This window comes from Variovorax paradoxus NBRC 15149, assembly GCF_001591365.1.
Taxonomy (GTDB): Bacteria; Pseudomonadota; Gammaproteobacteria; order Burkholderiales; family Burkholderiaceae_C; genus Variovorax; species Variovorax paradoxus.
The window spans coordinates 953,900-972,812 of the sequence record NZ_BCUT01000001.1; the positions used below are offsets into that span (position 1 = coordinate 953,900).

General features: G+C 64.4%; 18 protein-coding genes. 12 read left to right on the forward strand and 6 right to left on the reverse strand.

The features are described from left to right. Nucleotides 1-39: 39 nt before the first annotated feature. The 5 genes from VPA02S_RS04525 to VPA02S_RS04545 all read right to left on the reverse strand — a co-directional run bounded on the left by VPA02S_RS04525 (nt 40) and on the right by VPA02S_RS04545 (nt 4,088). Entirely contained in the window at nt 40-1,545 is a 1,506-nt protein-coding gene (locus tag VPA02S_RS04525) for an ATPase domain-containing protein (RefSeq protein WP_062364416.1), read from the reverse strand. Nucleotides 1,546-1,719: 174 nt separating this feature from the next. Then, complete coding sequence (locus VPA02S_RS04530; RefSeq protein WP_062362388.1) at nt 1,720-1,899, reverse strand: hypothetical protein; 180 nt, start codon at nt 1,897-1,899, stop codon at nt 1,720-1,722. A gap of 79 nt (nt 1,900-1,978) precedes the next feature. Further along, nucleotides 1,979-2,935: a cation diffusion facilitator family transporter gene (locus VPA02S_RS04535; RefSeq protein WP_062362391.1), complete on the reverse strand. Its 957-nt coding sequence runs from the start codon at nt 2,933-2,935 to the stop codon at nt 1,979-1,981. 52 nt (nt 2,936-2,987) lie between these two features. Beyond that, nucleotides 2,988-3,167, reverse strand: coding sequence for a DUF3606 domain-containing protein (locus VPA02S_RS04540; RefSeq protein WP_012746796.1), 180 nt, complete (start codon nt 3,165-3,167; stop codon nt 2,988-2,990). A gap of 144 nt (nt 3,168-3,311) precedes the next feature. Next, nucleotides 3,312-4,088, reverse strand: a complete 777-nt coding sequence (locus VPA02S_RS04545; protein ID WP_012746795.1) for a metallophosphoesterase family protein — start codon at nt 4,086-4,088, stop codon at nt 3,312-3,314. A 130-nt stretch (nt 4,089-4,218) separates the two neighbouring features. On the opposite strand from VPA02S_RS04545, the gene VPA02S_RS04550 reads away from it, so the two are divergent. From VPA02S_RS04550 to VPA02S_RS04565, 4 genes are all read left to right on the forward strand, one after another. Beyond that, nucleotides 4,219-5,055, forward strand: coding sequence for a nucleotidyltransferase (locus tag VPA02S_RS04550; protein ID WP_062362394.1), 837 nt, complete (start codon nt 4,219-4,221; stop codon nt 5,053-5,055). Between the two features lie 156 nt (nt 5,056-5,211). Next, nucleotides 5,212-6,693 carry an aldehyde dehydrogenase family protein gene (locus tag VPA02S_RS04555; RefSeq protein ID WP_018903064.1) on the forward strand — a complete coding sequence of 494 codons (1,482 nt, stop codon included), beginning with the start codon at nt 5,212-5,214 and terminating at the stop codon, nt 6,691-6,693. Nucleotides 6,694-6,734: 41 nt separating this feature from the next. Next, nucleotides 6,735-7,454: a cupin domain-containing protein gene (locus tag VPA02S_RS04560; RefSeq protein ID WP_018903065.1), complete on the forward strand. Its 720-nt coding sequence runs from the start codon at nt 6,735-6,737 to the stop codon at nt 7,452-7,454. A 20-nt stretch (nt 7,455-7,474) separates the two neighbouring features. Next, nucleotides 7,475-8,800 (forward strand): NAD(P)/FAD-dependent oxidoreductase, encoded by a 1,326-nt coding sequence (locus tag VPA02S_RS04565; RefSeq protein WP_062362397.1) that lies wholly within the window; start codon nt 7,475-7,477, stop codon nt 8,798-8,800. A 99-nt stretch (nt 8,801-8,899) separates the two neighbouring features. Here the strand turns inward: VPA02S_RS04565 and VPA02S_RS04570 are convergent, their stop codons facing one another. Further along, nucleotides 8,900-9,484 (reverse strand): TetR/AcrR family transcriptional regulator, encoded by a 585-nt coding sequence (locus tag VPA02S_RS04570; RefSeq protein WP_278880785.1) that lies wholly within the window; start codon nt 9,482-9,484, stop codon nt 8,900-8,902. Between the two features lie 114 nt (nt 9,485-9,598). On the opposite strand from VPA02S_RS04570, the gene VPA02S_RS04575 reads away from it, so the two are divergent. The 8 genes from VPA02S_RS04575 (at nt 9,599) to VPA02S_RS31280 (ending at nt 18,298) form a co-directional block, all read left to right on the forward strand. Next, a complete protein-coding gene (locus VPA02S_RS04575; RefSeq protein ID WP_062362400.1) occupies nt 9,599-10,357 on the forward strand; it encodes an SDR family oxidoreductase in 759 nt (252 codons plus the stop codon). A 134-nt stretch (nt 10,358-10,491) separates the two neighbouring features. Continuing rightward, the gene (locus tag VPA02S_RS31270; RefSeq protein ID WP_081247492.1) at nt 10,492-11,307 is read left to right on the forward strand and encodes an IclR family transcriptional regulator; all 816 of its coding nucleotides are present in this window, start codon (nt 10,492-10,494) and stop codon (nt 11,305-11,307) included. 4 nt (nt 11,308-11,311) lie between these two features. Next, nucleotides 11,312-12,097 carry an IclR family transcriptional regulator gene (locus tag VPA02S_RS04585; RefSeq protein WP_162269812.1) on the forward strand — a complete coding sequence of 262 codons (786 nt, stop codon included), beginning with the start codon at nt 11,312-11,314 and terminating at the stop codon, nt 12,095-12,097. 510 nt (nt 12,098-12,607) lie between these two features. Further along, nucleotides 12,608-13,567, forward strand: a complete 960-nt coding sequence (locus tag VPA02S_RS04590; protein ID WP_062364417.1) for an MBL fold metallo-hydrolase — start codon at nt 12,608-12,610, stop codon at nt 13,565-13,567. 94 nt (nt 13,568-13,661) lie between these two features. Continuing rightward, on the forward strand, nt 13,662-15,362 hold the full coding sequence (locus VPA02S_RS04595; protein ID WP_062362408.1) for an FAD-dependent oxidoreductase: 1,701 nt from the start codon (nt 13,662-13,664) through the stop codon (nt 15,360-15,362). A gap of 10 nt (nt 15,363-15,372) precedes the next feature. Continuing rightward, entirely contained in the window at nt 15,373-15,570 is a 198-nt protein-coding gene (locus VPA02S_RS31275; protein ID WP_081247494.1) for a DUF2783 domain-containing protein, read from the forward strand. Nucleotides 15,571-15,593: 23 nt separating this feature from the next. Next, entirely contained in the window at nt 15,594-16,550 is a 957-nt protein-coding gene (locus VPA02S_RS04600; protein ID WP_062362411.1) for a Bug family tripartite tricarboxylate transporter substrate binding protein, read from the forward strand. Between the two features lie 71 nt (nt 16,551-16,621). After that, nucleotides 16,622-18,298, forward strand: coding sequence for a tannase/feruloyl esterase family alpha/beta hydrolase (locus VPA02S_RS31280; protein ID WP_081247495.1), 1,677 nt, complete (start codon nt 16,622-16,624; stop codon nt 18,296-18,298). Nucleotides 18,299-18,913: the final 615 nt, after the last annotated feature.

The window sequence follows — 18,913 nt, forward strand, 5'->3', positions numbered from 1 at the left end:
GCAACAGGATGCGCTGCTCGGCGGATGCGGCGGGCGGGCTCACGATGCGTGCTGCGCGCCGTCGGTGGGAATGGGGATGCCCGTCAGGATGCCCCTGAAATGACGCAGCGGCTCGCCCACCTTGAGGCCCGTGGCGGTCATCGAGAAATCGCGGATGCTGCGCTCGTGCGCGCCGCCGCGCTTCTTCAGCACCGAGATCGCCTGGCGCACCTCGCCCTCCAGCTCGAAGTAGCGCAGCAGCACCACCGCGTCCGCCAGGTAGCTCGCATCCACCGGCGTCTTCATCTGCATGCCGATGAGGCCATGCTGCGCGCCCACCAGCAGCGTGGCGACGCCGGCCTGGCCCAGGTAGGAAAGCAGCTCGTGCAGCTGCACGATCAGGAAGCGCTCGTCGGGCATCGCGTTGAGGTAGCCGTTGAGGCTGTCGATCACCACCACCGCCGCGCCGCACTCCACCACCGCCAGCCGGATCAGGTGCACGAACTCGCCCGGCGACAGCTCGGCGGGGTCGACCTGCCGCACCTTGATGCGGCCGGATTCGATGTATGGCCCGAGGTCCATGCCCATGCTTTCGCAGCGCGTGCGCAGCGTGTGGATGCTCTCGTCGAAGATGAAGAGGGCCGCGCATTCGCCGCGCTGCGCCGCCGCCAGCGCAAACTGCACGGCCACCGTCGACTTTCCCGTGCCCGGCGCGCCGACGAACAGCGTGCTCGTGCCGCGTTCCAGGCCGCCGCCCAGCAGCGCATCGAGCGCTTCCAGGCCGCTGGGAATGCGCGCCGGCGCCACCGCCGGCGCCGAGGGATGCTCGGAAGCGACCAGGCGCGGAAAGACGCGCAGGCCGCCGCGCTCGATGCGGTAGTCGTGGTAGCCGCCGCGGAACTGCTGGCCCCGATACTTGCTGACCACCAGCCGGCGCCGCGCGGCGCCGTAGTCGGAGCTGATCTGCTCGAGCCGGATCACCGCATGGGCAATGCTCTGCACCTGCAGGTCGTGCTTCATGGCGGTCATGTCGTCCAGCAGCAGCACCGTGCACTGGCGGCCCGCGAAGAACTGCTTGAGCGCGAGGATCTGCCGCCGGTAGCGCAGCGAGCTGCCGGCCAGCAGGCGCAGTTCGGACAGCGAGTCGAACACCACGCGCGAAGGCTTGAGCACATCGACGTCCGAGAGGATGCGAAGGGTCGTCTCGCTGAGCTCGACCTCGGACGGGTGGAACATCGTGTACTGCTCGTCGGGCTCGAGTGCGGTCTCCGACGGAAGCATCTCGCGCACCTCGATGCCGCGGAGGTCCCAGCCATGGGAGCGCGCCACGCCCTTGAGCTCCTGCGCAGTTTCCGACAAGGTGACATACAGCACCGACTCGCCGCGCTTCACGCCTTCGATCAGGAACTGAAGCGCGATGGTGGTCTTGCCGGCACCGGGCGTGCCCTCGACCAGGTAGAGGCGGTTGGACGTGAGCCCGCCGCCAAGAACATCGTCGAGGCCGGGAACACCGACTTTGATCAGGCCGTCCTGGGCGGACGGCACGGCCGTACCGTCGAGCTTCATTTCTTCTTCCTCCATCGTTGGGCAGACAGTCCTTTCTGCCCTGTTCTGCTTGCGATCTGCTGGCGCAAGGATTTTTATCAAGAGGCGCGGCCCCCGGGTTGTAGGGCATCGCCCTTCTTCGGCACAAGACAACGCCACTGCGCCGCGGCCGCTGCGCGCGGGCCGCGCACGGCCTCAGGACTTGTCGGGCGTCTTGCGCTCGGCATCGCCCGGATCCTGGAGCTTCCTGTTGCCGACCTTCTTCATCTGCTCCTCGCCCTCGGTGTCGCTGCCGTCGGTGGGCACGGATTCCTCCTGGGTGATCTCCGGTTCGTCGGGGGAGCGCTCGCGGCGCCTGGGCGATGGCTTGTTCATGGCTGGCAACCTCCTGAATGAGCCCCGACAGTGGAGTGCCAGCGGCATGGGAGCGCTCAGGCAATGGCGGCAGCAGTCGTCAGCCAACGCCGACGATCCCGCCGGTCCGCGCGGAAGCCGCGTCTTCATCCACGGGCGCCTCGCTCGCCTCGATGAAGAGCCGCCTGATCATCGGGAAGCGCCCGCGCACCTGCTGCTCGATTACGGCGATGGCATCGGCGGCCTCTCCGGTCGCCGTGCCCTCCCTGAAATTGAGGTCGACCACGGCCAGCACCTCGTCGGGGCCGATGTACATCGACAGCACGTGGCCCACGTCCTGCACGCTCGGCTGTTCCATGGCCAGGGCGCGGATGGCGCGCGCGGTCTCGGGGCGGATGCCCTCGCCGATCAGCAGCCCGCGGGCCTGGCTGATCAGCAGCACCGCCACGCCGGCCAGCAGCAGCCCGATCACCACCGAGGCCGCGCCGTCCAGCGCCGGCATGCCGAGCCGGTGGCTGAAGTAGATGCCCAAGGCCGCCACCGCCAGCCCGGCCAGCGCCGCCGAATCCTCGGCCAGCACGGTGTAGGTGGTCGGGTCCTTGCTCTGCCCGAGCGCGCGCCAGAACGGCGCGCCGCGCGACTGCACGCGGAACTGCCGCAGCGCAACCAGGAAGCTCGCGCCTTCGAACAATGCGGCCAGCCCCAGCACCACGTAGTTCCAGCCCGGATCGCGCATCGGCTCCGGCTTGCGGATGTGCTGGATGCCCTCGTAGAACGACACGCCGCCGCCCAGCCCGAAGATCAGCACCGCGACGATCAGGCTCCAGAAGTACAGCTCCTTGCCGTGGCCGAAGGGATGCTCGGCGGTCGCGGGCCGCTGGCTCAGCCGGATGCCCACCAGCAGCAGGACGCCGTTGAAGGTGTCGACCGCCGAATGGATGCCTTCGGACAGCATGGCCGAACTGCCGGTGATGCCGGCCACGGTGAACTTGGTGGCGGCAATGGCCACATTGGCCGCGATGGCGCCGTAGATCGCAAGCTTCGATTCGGCAGCCATCAGGGTTTCGGACGAAGGGGCGCCGCTCGGCCCTTGCGTTCAGCCCCGGCCTTCAGGGAAGGCCGAGGTAGATCCGCAGATCGTCCTTCATGGTCCCCGCCGAGGCGACCGCCATGCGCAGGCGGGCCTCGCTGACGCCAAAGCACTTCGTCCAGTAGTCGACCTCTTTCAGGTCGGTGATGTCGATTCGCTCGTCGTCCTGTGGGACGCGGATCTCCATGTCGTCCGGCATCGCGGGATCTCCAGGTGGGTTGGAGACGGAAGTTTCACCGCGCAGCAACGCCGCCATGCCAGCCGGATGCCATGGCTCGTGCAGGACAGGTTCTACATGCTGTCGCCTGCCGCGGTTTCGGGATGTTTCATGAACGCGCCCGGCCTATGTCGCCGCCGGTTCCTCTTCCGTGGCCGGCTCGCGCGGCAGCTCGTACAGGAAGAAAGGCGGCGCGTCGGGCCGGCTGCGCTGCAGCAGGGGCTTGGCGACGTTGTAGACCGGCACGCCGCTGATGGTTCGCCCCTCGAGCGTGCCGCGGTGCGCATGGCCGTGGAACACCGCATCCATCGGATAGCGCAGCAGCGGCTCTTCCAGGCGGCTGCTGCCCAGGAATGGAAATATCTCCACCGGCTCGCCCTGCACCGTGCCGGCGATCGGCGCGTAGTGCAGCAGCGCAATGCGGCGCCGGGTGCGCAGCTTGGCCAGCGCCGACTCCAGCTTCATCGCCTCGTTGAGCGCCTCCTGCACGAACAGCTTGATCGCCGGTTCGCCCCAGGCCCCCAGCGAACCGCGTCCGAAGCCGCCGGCAAAGCCCTTGGTACCGGCAATGCCCACGCCTTCGATCTCGCAGGCCGCGCCATCGAGCACGCAAACGCCGGCATGCGTGAGCGCCTCGGTCACCCGTTCGGGCGTGCCGGATTCGAAGTCGTGGTTGCCCAGGACGGCGACGATGGGGATCGGGACGGCACCGAGTTCCTCGGCCAGCACCTTGGCTTCCTCGGCCGTGCCGTAGTCGGTGAGATCGCCGCACAGCAGCAGCGCGTCGGCCTCGTCGGCGGCCTGCGCGAAGAAGCTGCGCAGCGTGCCCGCCGCGTCCTTGTGGACATGGATGTCGCCCACTGCGGCGAACCGGACATGGGAGGAAGATTTCGGATTGGGCATTGCAGCAAGCCTGCGCCCGGATGCCGCCGGCCGTGATCGGCCTCATCCTGCGGCGGCTGTAGGCGCCTGCCGACGACCGATGGGGCCGTTTGCTCCGAGCCCGCCTGCGGGCCGGCTCTACATTGCCTGAATGGAGCCCACGGCCGGTCTTGCGCTTTCGCTGGAAGAAGCAGAAGAAGTCGAGCCCCGCGTGGCCGACTTCTACCGGCAGACGCTGCGCGCGCTGAACGGTGCGGACATTCCCTTCCTGGTCGGCGGCGCCTTCGCGCATGCCTGCCACACAGGCATCCGCCGCTCGACCAAGGACCTGGACCTGTTCATCCGCCGCGCGGACTACGAACGCATCGCGCAACTGATGCAGCAGCACGGCTGGCGCACCGAGATGAGCCATCCGCACTGGCTCGCCAAGGTGCACGACGGGCCGGAGTTCATCGACCTGATCTTCAACTCGGGCAACGGCCTCATGCCGGTGGACGAGCGCTGGTTCCGCGGCAACAGCCGCGCCGCAGTCCTGGGCGTGCCGGTGCTCGTTGCCAACGTGGAGGACAGCCTGCTGTCCAAGGCCTTCATCATGGAGCGCGAGCGCTACGACGGCGGCGACATCGCCCACCTGCTGCAGGCCACCGCCGAGCGGCTGGACTGGCCCGGCCTGCTCGAGCGCTTTGGCCCGCACTGGCGGGTGCTGCTGGCCCACCTGACCTTGTTCGGCTACATCTACCCCGGCGAGCGGCAGCGCATTCCCGGCTGGGTGATGGAGCGGCTGATGGCGCGGCTGGCCGAAGAGGTGCGAGAGCCGCCGGCGCCGAACGAGCACGTGTGCGCCGGCACCCTCCTGTCGCGCGAGCAGTACCTTCACGACGTCGAGCAATTGGGCTACGTGGACGGCCGCCTCACCGCCGCCAGCACCATGACGGCCGAAGACGTGGCCGGCTGGACCGAGGCCATTGCGGACCGAAGATCGCAATAGGAGCAGGCGGCGTGGAAGCCGCTGACACTGCACGACGGCAGGATCTGCTGTCGCGGCTCGCACAACGGCAGCCTGCTTTGTGCAGGACCCCCATTGAAGCACCGGCGCGAGGGGCGCGCGGCCTAAGATTTTGGGCATGCAAAGAAGGCCCCATCCATGAACTCATCGATCGTCGACCACCTGGGGCGCGCTGGCCGCCTGGACCGCATGTTTGTCGGCGGCGAGTGGGTCCTGCCCGAAACGCAGACTCGCGCCAGCGTCGTCGACCCGTCGACCGAGGAGCCGGTCGCGGAGATCGCGCTGGGCAGTGCCGGGGATGCCGCCGCAGCCGTGGCCGCAGCGCGGCGCGCATTCGCGGCCTGGTCCGCGAGTCCGGCCCAGAGCAGGGCCTTGCTCCTCGACCGCATCCACGCGCTGGTCCTCGAGCGCGCAGAACTGTTCGCCCAGGCGATCTCGCTGGAGATGGGCGCGGCCATCGACTTCGCGCGCCGCACGCAGGTGCCGTCTGCCGCGGAGCACATCCGCGTGGCCCGCGACAATGCGCGCGGCTATGCGTTTGTCACCCATCGCGGGGAGATGGCCATCGTGCGCGAGGCCATCGGCGTGTGCGGCCTCATCACCCCCTGGAACTGGCCGCTCTACCAGATCACCGCCAAGGTCGGCGCCGCCCTCGCAGCCGGATGCACGGTCGTCCTGAAACCCAGCGAGCTGTCGCCCCTGAGCGCCCTGCTCTTTGCCGAAGTGATGCAAGACGCCGGCATTCCGCCCGGTGTGTTCAACCTCGTGAATGGCAGCGGACCGGAGGTCGGCGCGGCCCTGGCGCAGCATCCGGAGGTGGACATGATCTCGTTCACCGGTTCGACAAGGGCCGGCGTCCTGGTGGCCCAGGCAGCGGCACCCACGGTGAAGCGCGTGGCCCAGGAACTCGGCGGGAAATCTCCCAACCTCATCCTGCCGGATGCGGACGTGGCGCGCGCCGTACCGGGAGGCGTGGCGGCGGGCTTTCGCAACGTCGGCCAGTCCTGCAGCGCGCCGACGCGCATGATCGTGCCCCGAGCGCGCCTGCACGAGGTCGAGCAGATCGCGCGCGAAGCGGCATCCGCCATGGTGGTGGGCGATCCGCGTTCGCAGCAGACCACGCACGGCCCGGTGGCAAACCGCGCTCAGTTCCATCGCGTGCAGGAAATGATCGGCATCGGCATCGCCGAAGGCGCGCAGCTTGTCTGCGGCGGCCTCGGCCGGCCGGAGGGCTTGAGCCGCGGCTTCTACTGCCGACCGACCATCTTCAGCGCGGTGCATTCCCGGATGCAGATCGCGCAGGAGGAGATCTTCGGGCCGGTGCTCGCGTTGATTCCCTACGACAGCGTGGACGAGGCCGTGGAAATTGCGAACGACACCGTCTATGGCCTGGGCGCCCACGTGCAAGGCAAGGACCTTGCCGCGGCGCGCGCCGTGGCGGCGCGGATCCGGTCCGGGCAGGTGCACATCAACTATCCGGCCTGGAATCCGCATGCGCCCTTCGGTGGCTACAAGCGCTCCGGAAACGGCCGCGAATACGGCATCGAAGGTCTCGAGGAGTACCTGGAAACCAAGGCCATTCTCGGCTTCCAGGATGCCCCGGCACCCGCCGCCGAATGACAGATTTCAAGGAAGACATTGCGCATCGCGCAGGAGCAATCATGACCGTGGCCCTCGTACTGCACCGCGCCGGCGGCGCCCCCCTTTCCACCGCCTTCCGCAGGGCGCCGTTCGGCAAGGACGATCCCTTTGCGCGGCACCGCGAGATCGCGTGGGAAGGACCTGGCACGATGAGCGCGGGCCGCACCAGCTTCATCGGCGAGCTCGAAGTCGCCAGCTATCCCAACATCGAAACCATCGTCGTGGTCGAGGGCGAGCTGACCCTGACGGCAGCCGGCGCGGCCCCGCTGGTGGTCGGCCCCGAGGCGGGCGCCGTCATCGGATGCGGGACCTCGCTTCGCATCCAGGCCGGATCCCGCGTGCGCTTCGTGTTCTGCGCCGCCGCTTGCGAGAGGCCGACGAAGCGCGGCGTCTTCCCGCTGCATGCCGACGCCGACTTCAAGCCCACGGCCACGCTGCCCGCGGAAGTGCTGCTGGGCCCCCAGCCGGAATGCCGCAGCGACAAGGTCTTCATCGACGATGGCGCGCAGTACAGCGCCGGCGCCTGGGACTCGACCCCCTACCACCGCATCGTTCGGCCGCACCGCATGAACGAGTTCATGCATCTGCTGGCCGGCAGCGTGCGCTTCGCAGCGCCTGATGGCAGCGTGCTTTCCACGGCAAAGGGCGACGCGCTTTTCGTGCCACAGGGCGCACCGATCGGCTGGGAAAGCAGCGATCGCGTGGCAAAGTTCTACGTGTGCCAAAGCGTTGCGGCTTGAGCGGGCGAGCGAGATCCATCATGTCGCCTCCGCTGCAACACATCCAGACTTCGCCCACGCTGCCGGCTTCGGCCGATGTCGTCGTGATCGGCGGCGGCATCATCGGCGTCTTCAGCGCCTATTACCTGGCCCAGCGCGGCCTGTCGGTCGCCCTGGTGGAGAAGGGCCGGATCGGCGCCGAGCAGTCGAGCCGCAACTGGGGCTGGTGCCGGCAGCAGAACCGCGATGCCCGCGAACTGCCGCTGGCAACCAAGAGCCTCGAGCTCTGGGAACGCTTTGCCGCCGAGAGCGGTGAGGACACCGGCTTTCATCGCTGCGGGCTGCTGTACCTCAGCAACGACGAGGCCGAGATTTCCCGCTGGGCCAGCTGGCGCGAGTTTGCAAAGACCGCCGGCGTGACGACCCACATGCTGAGCGCCCGCGAGGCCGCCGAGCGCGGCCATGCGACCGGCCGCGCCTGGAAAGGCGGCGTCTTCTCGCCCAGCGATGGCACCGCCGATCCTGGCAAGGCCGCGCCGGCCGTGGCCGCTGCGCTCATCAAGCTCGGCGGCAGCGTCCACCAGAACTGCGCGGCGCGCGGCATCGAGACCGAAGGCGGACGGGTCAGCGGCGTGGTCACGGAAGCCGGGGTCATCAAGACCAGGACGGTCGTGATGGCGGGCGGCGCCTGGGCGTCTTCGTTCTGCCGGCAACTGGGCATCCGCTTTCCGCAGGCCTCGATCCGCCAATCCATCCTGAGCGTGTCCCCTGTGGAGCAGCGCCTGCCGGATGCCGTGGTGAGCGCGGGCGTGTCCGCCACGCGCCGCAACGACGGACGCTATGCACTGGCCATCAGCGGCCGCGCGCGCGTGGACCCGACCGGGCAGTTCATGCGCTTCGCGCCGCAATTCGTGCCCATGTTCGCCAAGCGCTGGCGCAACCTTCGCCCGGGCGGCCTGGAAGCCATCCGCAGCGGCCATGAAACGCTGGCGCGCTGGCGGCTCGATGCGCCAACGCCGATGGAGCGCGTGCGCATCCTCGATCCGAAGCCCGATCTGCCCACGGTAAGGGAGACCCACCGCCGCGCCATCGAACTGCTGCCCCAGCTGCGCGACGCCAGGATCACGCATGCCTGGGCCGGCTACATCGACAGCACGCCGGACGGTGTTCCCGGCATCGGCGAGGTGCCCGGCATGCCGGGGTTCATCCTGGCCGCGGGCTTTTCGGGGCACGGCTTCGGCATCGGCCCCGGCGCCGGCCACCTGATTGCCGACCTTGCCAGCGGCGCCGAACCGATCGTCGATCCTGCACCGTACGGGCCAGGACGGTTCAGCGGCTCGGCATGGGGCAAGGTCGCTGATTTCTAGGCTGCGCCTGCGGCGGGCCGCCGAAACGTTATTTGCTTTGCGTATGGAGCGGCGTGACCCGCCGCCCCTTCATCGCCGCGATGCGAAGACGAACAGAAACTAGGAAGCACGCGCGGGCGCACCCGCGCGCAGTCCGTCCATGACGAGATCCATGAGTCGCTTCAGGCGTGGTTGCCAGTCGCCCTTGGAGTCGATTTGCCAAATGCCTGCAATGGCCAGAAAAAAGTCATCCGTGGTGACGCCTGGCCGAATGGTTCCGGCTTTCTCGTTGGCCTGAAGCAGGCGTTGAGCAGCGCCGATCACTGGCGCATATCGGGACTCCTCCGAGCACTCCGGTGCACTGGAAGCTTGGCGCAAGGCATCGGCCAGGCCGGCCTTGGTCATGGCGTACTGGGCGAGACGGTCCATCCATTCCCGCAGCGCTTGTTGCGGCGGACTGGTCTGGAGCAGTTGCTCGGCAAGGTCCGCGACCTGCGCCATCTCGTAGCGATAAACCTCCCACACCAGCGCGTCTCGACTGGGGAAGTTTCGATAGAAGGTCGCTTGCCCAACGCCGGCCTTCTTCGCGATGGCGCTCAGCGGAACGTCCACTGATCGTGTCAGTTCGGCAATTGCCACTTGCAGGATCCGTTCGCGGTTCTGCAGTGCGTCCGAACGCAGTTGCGGGTCCATCTTCTTCGGCACTCGCGCCCCCTCCATCAAGCTCACTTGCAAAGCGGACAATTGTCCGGTATGGTTCGGCAAATGGACAACTGTCCGTTTTGGCTCATTTTATCTATCTCTCCCCATAGGAAATCCATGAAGTTCACAGGCAACACGATCTTGATCACCGGCGGCACCTCGGGCATCGGACTGGGCTTGGCGCTGCGCTTTCATCAGGCGGGCAACAAGGTCATTGTCGCGGGTCGACGCAAAGACCTGCTCGGCCAGATCACCAATGAGCACCCGGGCATTGAAGCGCTCGAGCTCGACGTCGCAGACGCCGCATCCATCACCCGCGCGAGCAAAACGGTGGCGAGCAAGTACCCCGAACTGAACGTACTGGTCAACAACGCGGGCATCATGCTTTGGGAAGATCTTCTTGAGCCGACCTCCCTCCAGATCGCCGAAGACACCGTCTCGGTCAACCTGCTTGGCACGATTCGGATGGTCTACGCCTTCTTGCCGCAACTGGTGGACAAGAGCGACGCGGTGATCGTGAACGTCACCTCTTCGCTCGCATTCGTTCCACTGCCGGCCACGCCCACCTACAACGCAACGAAAGCCGCCCTTCACTCCTTCACCGAGAGCCTGCGCATCCAGGTGGCGGACGCCTCTGTCCAAGTCATCGAAGTGGCGCCACCGGGCGTGCGAACAACGTTGCTGGGCCAGGAAAACGACGAGCAGTCCATGCCGCTGGAAGAATTTCTTTCAGAAACCATGGCACTTCTGCGCGACGAGCCTGAGGCTCAGGAAATTGTCGTAGAACGCGCCAAGTTCATCCGGTACGCAGAAGCCAATGGCACGTACGCCAGTGTCCTGGGAATGCTCTCCGCCGTGAGCGCTTCACGAAACTGAACGACGCGAATCGCGCCGAGTCCGCGCCACAACTTGGTCTTGAAAACGCCCTCCCAGGAAGAAAAGGATGCACTCCGTCAGAGACCGTCATCATCCGATGAGCCTGGTAAGAGACCTCCCTTACACTTTCGACCATGCGAGACCAGGCGAGTGTGCAGGAGAGTCGGGGAATCAAATCGGTGGAGACGGCGGGACGCCTTCTGGAAGTTCTGAGCCGGCTTCGCAACTCGGTGGAACTTGGAACCCTGTCATCCGCTGCAGGCATGTCAGCCAGCCTCGCGCATGCGTATCTAACCAGCTTTGCGCGCATGGGCCTTGTGAAACAGGATCCACTTACCAAGCAATACAGCTTGGACCAGTTCGCGATTGATTTAGGGCTCAGCGAGCTGCGCAGTCTTGATCCCATCGAATTGGCACTGAATTCGATCGCTCAGCTGCGCTTGGAACTTGATCAGACAGTTGCATTGTCGGTATGGGGAAGCGCCGGCCCGACGGTGATCAGAGTCTTGCGCGGAGATGCGCCTTTGCACGCCACGCTCTACGAGGGCGCCACGCTCGCGCTGACGACTTCGGCCACAGGTCGTGCCTTCTGCGCATTTTTGCCCCAACAGGTCGTTCAGAAAGCACTCGACATCGAGCAAGCAAGGCGAGGCATGCCTCAAGACGACGCCTTCGTACACGCTGTGGAGGATGCTCAGCGTCACGGAATTGCCCGCATCTCCGATCAACCGGTACCCGGCCTTGTTTCCTTTAGCGCGCCAGTTTTCAATCATGCATCGACAATGGTTTGCGCAATCACCGTCACGGGCAGAGTGGGCAATATTGATGCCGATTGGGAGGGCTCAGTCCCCAGCGCGCTGCGCCGAGCAACGCGGACGCTCTCTGACCGGCTCGGCCTACCGAATCACGCGCCAAGCAGTGTTGAGCCACTCCCCTCTGTCCCAAGCTAGCACGATGTCCGGTAGCACCATTTCCGAAGCAAGCGACGACCGCAAAGGCATTCAATCGATTGAGATTGGGGGACAGCTTTTGCGGGTTCTGAGTCGTCATGCAGGGCCGATGCTCTTGCGCGATGTTGCCCGAGAAGCCGGCATGGCTGCGGCCAAGGCACATCCTTACCTCGTCAGCTTCTGCAAGATCCGATTGGTTGAGCAAGACCTTCGCACGGGGCGCTATCAACTCGGCGCGCTGGCATTGCGCCTGGGCTTGGCTGGACTAGCGCAATCGCCTGCGCTGCGTCGCGCAGAAGAAGCGCTGGGTCCATTCAAACAAAAAGTGCAGCACACGGTCGCACTCGCCGTTTGGGGACAGCTGGGGCCCACCATCGTTCAGATGAGCGCGGTCGATTTTCCGCTGGAAACCAATCTTCGCGTAGGAAGTGTGATGTCGATGGTCTCAACCGCAACGGGTCGCGTGTTCGCCACCTACATGCAGCCGAACGTGACGGAGCGCCTCCTCGAGATTGAACTTCAACGTTTGGCACTGGCGAGCGCCGATGAGGAGCTGGCCAAGGCAAGCTTCATGAAAGAGATCGCCGAGATACGGGCGCGAGGGATGGCGCGCGCGATGGGAAATCCAATTCCTGGAATCAATGCCCTCGCCGCTCCCATCCTCAATGCGAACGGGCGTCTCGACTTGGTAGCCCTCGTCTTCGGGAGCGAAGAAAATTTCGATGCACGCTGGGGCGGCTCGATTGCGACCGCGCTGGCAGACTACTGCTCCTCGATTTCTCAAGACTGAGCGCCAGCCCAACCAGCCCCAGCCTGTCCCCCGTTTCTGACCGCGGCGGAGCATTCTGCTGAGAATCGCTCCTCGAATGCTCGCCGCGTCTCGTCAGTTGATCGATCGAGCTTTCCAAAGCGCCCTTGGAGAGGTCGCATGCCGTTGACCGGCCTCACTGACTTGAGGTCTCTGGGCGGCGCGCGCTGCGTTGTCGACCAAGACTTGCAGCTGGCGAGTACCGCCTCCTCGTGGTGAACAGGCCAGGCCTGCCCGTGTCTTCCTGACTTGCCCTTCGATACGTTCTGGGCACGTATCGCCTTGAACTGCAAGGCGCCAGTTCACAAAACCAGAACGATTTTCCTCCGCACGTCAGAGAGGTGGTCGGCACAACTCCGCGGGTGGTCCCGCCTACTGGCTAGGGAAAACACCATCTTCACCCATAGCGAATGCATTTGCCATCGTAGAACCAACAATCGACAATGCAGACGCGTTTGACCTACACGAATGTCTGACCTGGAGACCCCCTACATGGCCACCCCCAAGCAATTTGCCTCCCACGCCGATCTCAAGGAGAAGGAGGTCACATTCACACGGCTTTCGGAACACGCCTACGCGTACACCGCCGAGGGCGACCCGAACACAGGCATCGTCGTGGGCGATGACGCCGTGCTGGTTGCCGACACGCAAGCCACACCGGCAATGGCCCAGGACGTGGTACGCCGCATCCGCGAGGTCACCGACAAACCGATCAGGTACGTCGTGCTGACCCACTACCACGCCGTGCGCGTGCTCGGCGCCAGCGGTTTCAATCCGCAAGAGGTCATTTCGAGCCAGGACACCCGTGACCTGATCGTTGAACGTGGCGAACAGGACAAGGCGAGCGAGATCGGCCGTTTCCCACGACTTTTCCGCAATGTGGAAAGCACTCCTCCCGGCCTCACATGGCCGACCATGACGTTCAACAAGAAGATGACGTTATGGCTCGGGAAGGTGGAGGTCCAACTGCTGCAGTTGGGCCGCGGCCACACCAAGGGCGACACCGTGGTTTGGCTACCGCGGGACCGCGTGCTCCTTAGCGGCGACTTGGTCGAATTCGACGCCACACCGTATGCCGGTGACGCCTACTTCAAAGACTGGCCACAGACGCTTGAGAACGTCGCGGCGCTAAAGCCGACCGCTTTGATTCCTGGTCGAGGCCCCGCCCTTGTTGGTGAGGAGCAGGTCGCCGCCGGCCTCCAGGCCACTGCTGGGTTCATAGCCGATGTGCGTGGAAGCGTTGAAGCGGGCGTAGCAGCCGGCAAAGACCTCAAGACGGTCTACACGGAAACCTTCGCCAAGCTGAAGCCCAAGTATGGCCACTGGGTCATCTTCGACCATTGCATGCCCTTCGACGTGACACGCTGCTACGACGAGCTCACACGGCATCCGGATCCGCGCATCTGGACGGCCGAGCGCGATATCGAGATGTGGGAAGCACTCGAAGGCTGAACGCCCCATTCGTTCGCTTCGGTTCACGCCTTCACAGATCGCAGTGCCGACCGAGCACCGGCGACCCTCAGGGTCGCCTCACCAGGAGCCATAGATGCAATTCAAAGAACTCGCCGCTGGCGGGCGGGACGAGCTCGACTATCAGAAGCTCGCATTCGACTACACACGGCATCCGGACCAGGACGTCTCGCACCCCGTGCGGCGACCCGTCGTTGTGGTGGGAGCGGGTCCCGTCGGCCTTGCGCTTGCTATCGACCTCGCACAGCGCGAGATCCCGGTCGTGCTTCTGGACAACGACAACACGCTGTCCACCGGCTCGCGCGCCATCTGCTTCGCCAAGCGAACGCTTGAAATATTCGACCGATTGGGCTGCGGCGACCGAATGGTCGACAAGGGGGTATCTTGGAACGTCGGCAAGGTGTTCTTCAAGGAAGAAGAGGTCTACAGCTTCGACCTGCTGCCCGAAACCGGCTATAGCCGCCCTGCCTTCGTCAACCTGCAGCAGTACTACGTCGAGGGTTACCTTGCGCAGCGCGCCGCGCAGTTGCCTCTGATCGACCTGCGCTGGAAGAACAACGTCACCGGTGTCGCGCAACACCACGACCACGTCGTGCTAACGGTCGAAACGCCCGATGGTTCTTATGAATTGGAGGCCGACTACGTCGCCGCCTGCGATGGCGGGCGCTCGGCAGTTCGCAAGCTGATCGGCCAGGAGAGCAAGGGGCGCACGTTCCGCGACCGCTTCCTGATTGCCGACGTCAAGATGAAGCACGAGGCGCCGACCGAGCGCTGGTTCTGGTTCGATCCGGTGTTTCATCCGAACCAGAGCGTGCTGCTGCATCGGCAACCTGACGACGTATGGCGCATTGACTTCCAGCTTGGTTGGGACGCCGACCCGGAGGAGGAAAAGAAGCCAGAGAACATCATCCCGCGTGTGAAGGCACTGCTGGAGCACTCGACGATGAAAGACGCCGAGTTCGAACTCGAATGGGCCAGCGTATATACCTTCTCTTGCCTGCGGATGGAACACTTCCGTCACGGCCGCGTGATCTTCGCAGGCGACTCCGCGCATGGCGTATCTCCCTTCGGGGCGCGCGGCGCGAACTCCGGCGTGCAGGATGCCGAGAACCTGGCGTGGAAGCTCGCAGCCGTTGTTACAAAGATGGCGCCCGATGCTCTGCTCGATACCTATGCCGATGAGCGCGAATACGCTGCCGACGAAAACATTCGCAACTCAACGCGTGCCACCGACTTCATCACGCCCAAGAGCGACATCAGCCGGCTCTTCCGCGACGCGGTGCTCGAGCTGTCCAAGTCCCAGCCGTTTGCTCGCACGCTCGTCAACAGTGGCCGGCTGTCGGTGCCGGCGACCTTTCATGGCTCGGCTCTCAATACTGCGGACGCCGAGAGCTTTTTGGGTTGCATGGTGCCCGGAGCGGCGGCAGCAGACGCGCCCATCATCCGGGCCGACGGCAGCAATGGCTGGTTGCTGCGCGAACTTGCCCAAGGGTTCACGATTCTGCTGGCCGCGGGCCCAGCGGCCAACTCGTTGACGCGCCGTATTCAGGATCTCGACTTGAAGGGCATGTCGCTGAAGGTGTTGCGTATCGCGACCGGATCAGGCATCGGCGAGGCTGACCTCACCGACGCGGACGGCCTGCTGACCCAGCGATATGACCTGCGCCCCGACACTGCCTACCTGCTGCGCCCCGACCAGCATGTCTGCGCACGCTGGCGCCAGCCGAGCGCTGATCAGATTCATCAGGCTCTGATGCGCGCTCTGGCCATCAATTGAAGAAGACCTCATGGAACTGATTACTTCGCCGCACCTTGAAGCGCCAGATGATTTCTACGAAGCGCTGATCGAAGCGCATCAGGGACTCTCGACCGAAGAAAGCCACGCATTCAATGCGCGCTTGCTGCTCGTCCTTGCAAATCACATCGGGTCGCCAAGCGTTCTGCGCCAAGCATTCGCGGCAGCCCGTCCCGCCAGATCCCCTTGAACACAACCAACGGAGACTTTTCCATGATTCGATCGATCCTAACGAGCCTTGCGCTCGCAGCAACCGCTCATCTGGCATTCGCGCAGGACAGCAAGCCCATCGAGTGGGTGGTCGGCTACGCGGCTGGCGGCGGATCCGACTCCGTGGCACGCGCCACAGCCGAGACGATGGGGAAAATCCTCTCGCGGCCGGTCGTGATCAACAACAAGCCTGGCGCGGCAACCAATATTGCTGCCGACTACGCGGCCCGCTCGAAAGACTACGGCAGCATCATGCTGACCGCCGACTTTGCCACCCTTGCGGCCAACCCGTTCCTGTTCTCCAAGCTCAGCTACAACGCAGAACACGACCTCTCGCCGGTTGGCATGTTGGCGCGCTTTCCGCTTGTGCTGGTGGTCGGGCCGCAAGTGCCGGCGAAGAACTTCAAGGAGTTCATCGCCTGGGCTAAAGCGCAACCCGGCGGCGTCAACTACGCATCGGCCGGCGCAGGCAGTCCTCATCACCTGGCGGCCGAACTGCTGCGTGAGAAAACCGGGATCGCGATGACGCATGTTGCCTACCGCGGCGCGGCGCCCGCGATGCAGGACATCCTGGGCGGTCAGGTCCCCTTCATGATGGTCGACACGGCGAGCGGCAATCAGTTCGTGCTGGCCGGCAAGGTCAAGGCCATCGGTGTCGCGAGCTCAAAGCGCATTGCCACGCTGCCGGACGTTCCGACGCTGTCCGAGCAGGGGCTGTCCGATTTCGAAGCTTACGCATGGCAAGGACTCTCCGTACCGAGCGGGACTCCGCCGGAAACCGTGGCAAAGCTCAACAAGGCGCTGGTCGAGGCCTTGAACTCGAAGCCTGTGAAAGAACGCTTTCTTGGGCTTGGCGTCGAGGGGCTGCCCGGGACACCGTCCGACATGGCGAAGTACGTGAAAGACGAGCGCGAGCGCTGGGGTCGCCTCATCAAGGCCAACAACATCAGGATCGATTAAGAGACCAGTCACAAGGTCCGCAACTCGACGACGCAGAGAGCCGTCACTTCTTTAACTTCAGGAGACAAGCAATGATCGGATTCCCTCGAAAACTTCTTTCAACAAGGTTGTGCACGGCTGTCGCGCTGTCCGTGACTCTCATACTGGCAGCTTGTGGCGGTGGCAGCAATAGCGGTGTTGGCCTACCCTTCGTGTTTCCAGTCGGCACCGGCGGCGGCAATGGCAGCAATGGTGGCGGTGGGAACACCGGCACAGATCCCAACGCCCTGCCGAGCGTTGATGCTCTCAAGGCGACCTGCACTTCGATAGTCGGAAAGACATTCGCTTCGGCAACCGTGACTGCGGCCAACCGCATCGAGGGTGATGCCTCTCTCGGCACGACCGGCATGTGCCAGGTACTGGCGACCCGCGCCCCCTATCTTGATATAGAGGTCGTGGTCCCAGATAACTGGAGTGGGCGCTACTATCAGCAAGGCGGCGGAGGATTTGACGGGCAAATTCGCTCAGCCTTCACCAAGAACAGTTCGGGAGCAATTACTGCAGTCACGTACGCTGTCACAGCGCAGGCTGCTGTTTACGCGTCGTCCAACGGTGGCAATCGCGCTGGGGTTACTGGACAGGCTGCGCCTGCGGTCTTCTTTGACGGGACAGAAGCTGGAAAGCAGTCCATGGATGACTACTCGTATGCCTCGCTCGGCACCACGTTGTACTTCGCCAAAGGGGTGATTAAGGAGTTTTTCAAGCAGGATGCGAAGTATCGGTACTTCGTTGGATGCTCGAACGGAGGCCGCAACGCTGCGATTGCAATTCAACGTTGGCCTGAAGAATTCGATGGGGCCGTATCCGGTTGCTACGGTTTCAGCATGCCTGGGCAGACGGTCGCGTGGACGAGCATGGCAGGTCTTGCTGGAACCCCTGTAATGCCGAGCGGCGCTCAGTGGAGCGCCGTATACAAAGCAGCAGTGGCCTCCTGTGACGCGGCAGATAACTTGGCCGACGGGGTGATCTCGAATCCTTCGAGGTGCACCTTTGACCCGTCCACTCAGGTCTGCGGGCAGCCTTTGGCAAGTACTGACCCAGCGGTCTGCTTGACGCCGACACAGCTTCCGACAGTTCAAAAGCTCTTCGCGGGAGGCTGGACGGATGCAACGGGTAATACGATTTACTCTCCCTATGGCTGGGCAAGTGCAAATCCCGCGTCGTTCGGCGGTCTCGGGGGTGGGTACGTCGCCATGGCAACAGGCGACGCGGCGTGGTTGACTGCAGCAAAACAGGCGACCTTTGACGTCAATGTGGACTACGGCCCAGTCGTGGCCGGCCTCCAGTCCGTCGGCGCGGACGTAGACAAGATTGCCATCGCAAAATTCATCGCGAGCGGAAAGAAGTTTCTCACCTACCACGATGGCGCTGACGGGCTCTTGTCGATCAACGAGCACACTCGAAACGTGAACACCGTGTACTCCATCGCCAAAGGCATGGGGCTGGCTGATCCGTCGACCTCCAGCCGGTACTTCGTCATTCCTGGCACCGGTCACGGAGGGTCGCAAGCCCTGACTCAAGTCAGATGGGACGATGCGATTGTGAAGTGGGTGGAGGCCGGCTCTGCACCGACGCAACTCACCTTCAACAGCAAGACCAGCACCGGCGCGGCGAAATCCATCCCCGTTTGCCAGTATCCGCAGTACCCGCGTTACGTCTCTGGTGGCGATGTCAACAGCGCTGCTAGCTATACCTGCACTGCTCCGTAGCGCGCGTTCCTGAGTGGACGGACCAAACGAGCGCCTAGTCCGAGGCGCCGTGCGGTCCGACAATTAACCAGGTCTTCGGTGGCGACGGCGCGCGAGTGACAACGCTCGGCGTCCTCTGCGGTGATGCGGGGACGCCCTTGTGTTTTTATAAGTCCGGCGCAGTCACTGTGGAAACGCCAGCGGCGTCATTGGCGCGGCTTTCACTATCGACGATGCACGCGCGCAGCGCGCCGCATTTCGTGAAGCGGCTGAGCGCGCCGGGCGGGACCCGGACGACACCAGATTCTTTGCCGGACCGATGACGACGATCGCAAGCGATAGGCGGGAAGGTCTTGATCGCCGGATCACGTTGAGTGGTCGAACATTTCCCCAGCGCGCCACCTATCTCGGCCAGATGCTTGGCCTGCGCCTCGATCCTACGAAGCTAGACAAGCCACTATCGCCGGAGCAATTGTTCAAGACGCGACCATCGTTGGGCGACCCGGCATGCATCCCTGTTGATCGAACCCTCGTGTTTGCGGATTCGAGGCTGGAATCGATCGCCGACAGGACGACCCCCGTGGACTTCTGCCGCCTACCTGAGGCCAACGACTCTGTCGACTGCATCCTCAGACG

What these genes read in the sequence shown, in the direction of transcription:
- VPA02S_RS04555 (WP_018903064.1), top strand. Translation starts at nt 5,212, where the DNA reads ATGAACTCATCGATCGTCGACCACCTGGGGCGCGCTGGCCGCCTGGAC.
- VPA02S_RS04535 (WP_062362391.1), bottom strand. Translation starts at nt 2,935, where the DNA reads ATGGCTGCCGAATCGAAGCTTGCGATCTACGGCGCCATCGCGGCCAAT.
- VPA02S_RS04585 (WP_162269812.1), top strand. Translation starts at nt 11,312, where the DNA reads ATGTCCGGTAGCACCATTTCCGAAGCAAGCGACGACCGCAAAGGCATT.
- VPA02S_RS31270 (WP_081247492.1), top strand. Translation starts at nt 10,492, where the DNA reads ATGCGAGACCAGGCGAGTGTGCAGGAGAGTCGGGGAATCAAATCGGTG.
- VPA02S_RS04600 (WP_062362411.1), top strand. Translation starts at nt 15,594, where the DNA reads ATGATTCGATCGATCCTAACGAGCCTTGCGCTCGCAGCAACCGCTCAT.
- VPA02S_RS31280 (WP_081247495.1), top strand. Translation starts at nt 16,622, where the DNA reads ATGATCGGATTCCCTCGAAAACTTCTTTCAACAAGGTTGTGCACGGCT.
- VPA02S_RS04545 (WP_012746795.1), bottom strand. Translation starts at nt 4,088, where the DNA reads ATGCCCAATCCGAAATCTTCCTCCCATGTCCGGTTCGCCGCAGTGGGC.
- VPA02S_RS04565 (WP_062362397.1), top strand. Translation starts at nt 7,475, where the DNA reads ATGTCGCCTCCGCTGCAACACATCCAGACTTCGCCCACGCTGCCGGCT.
- VPA02S_RS31275 (WP_081247494.1), top strand. Translation starts at nt 15,373, where the DNA reads ATGGAACTGATTACTTCGCCGCACCTTGAAGCGCCAGATGATTTCTAC.
- VPA02S_RS04530 (WP_062362388.1), bottom strand. Translation starts at nt 1,899, where the DNA reads ATGAACAAGCCATCGCCCAGGCGCCGCGAGCGCTCCCCCGACGAACCG.
- VPA02S_RS04590 (WP_062364417.1), top strand. Translation starts at nt 12,608, where the DNA reads ATGGCCACCCCCAAGCAATTTGCCTCCCACGCCGATCTCAAGGAGAAG.
- VPA02S_RS04575 (WP_062362400.1), top strand. Translation starts at nt 9,599, where the DNA reads ATGAAGTTCACAGGCAACACGATCTTGATCACCGGCGGCACCTCGGGC.
- VPA02S_RS04540 (WP_012746796.1), bottom strand. Translation starts at nt 3,167, where the DNA reads ATGCCGGACGACATGGAGATCCGCGTCCCACAGGACGACGAGCGAATC.
- VPA02S_RS04595 (WP_062362408.1), top strand. Translation starts at nt 13,662, where the DNA reads ATGCAATTCAAAGAACTCGCCGCTGGCGGGCGGGACGAGCTCGACTAT.
- VPA02S_RS04560 (WP_018903065.1), top strand. Translation starts at nt 6,735, where the DNA reads ATGACCGTGGCCCTCGTACTGCACCGCGCCGGCGGCGCCCCCCTTTCC.
- VPA02S_RS04550 (WP_062362394.1), top strand. Translation starts at nt 4,219, where the DNA reads ATGGAGCCCACGGCCGGTCTTGCGCTTTCGCTGGAAGAAGCAGAAGAA.
- VPA02S_RS04525 (WP_062364416.1), bottom strand. Translation starts at nt 1,545, where the DNA reads ATGAAGCTCGACGGTACGGCCGTGCCGTCCGCCCAGGACGGCCTGATC.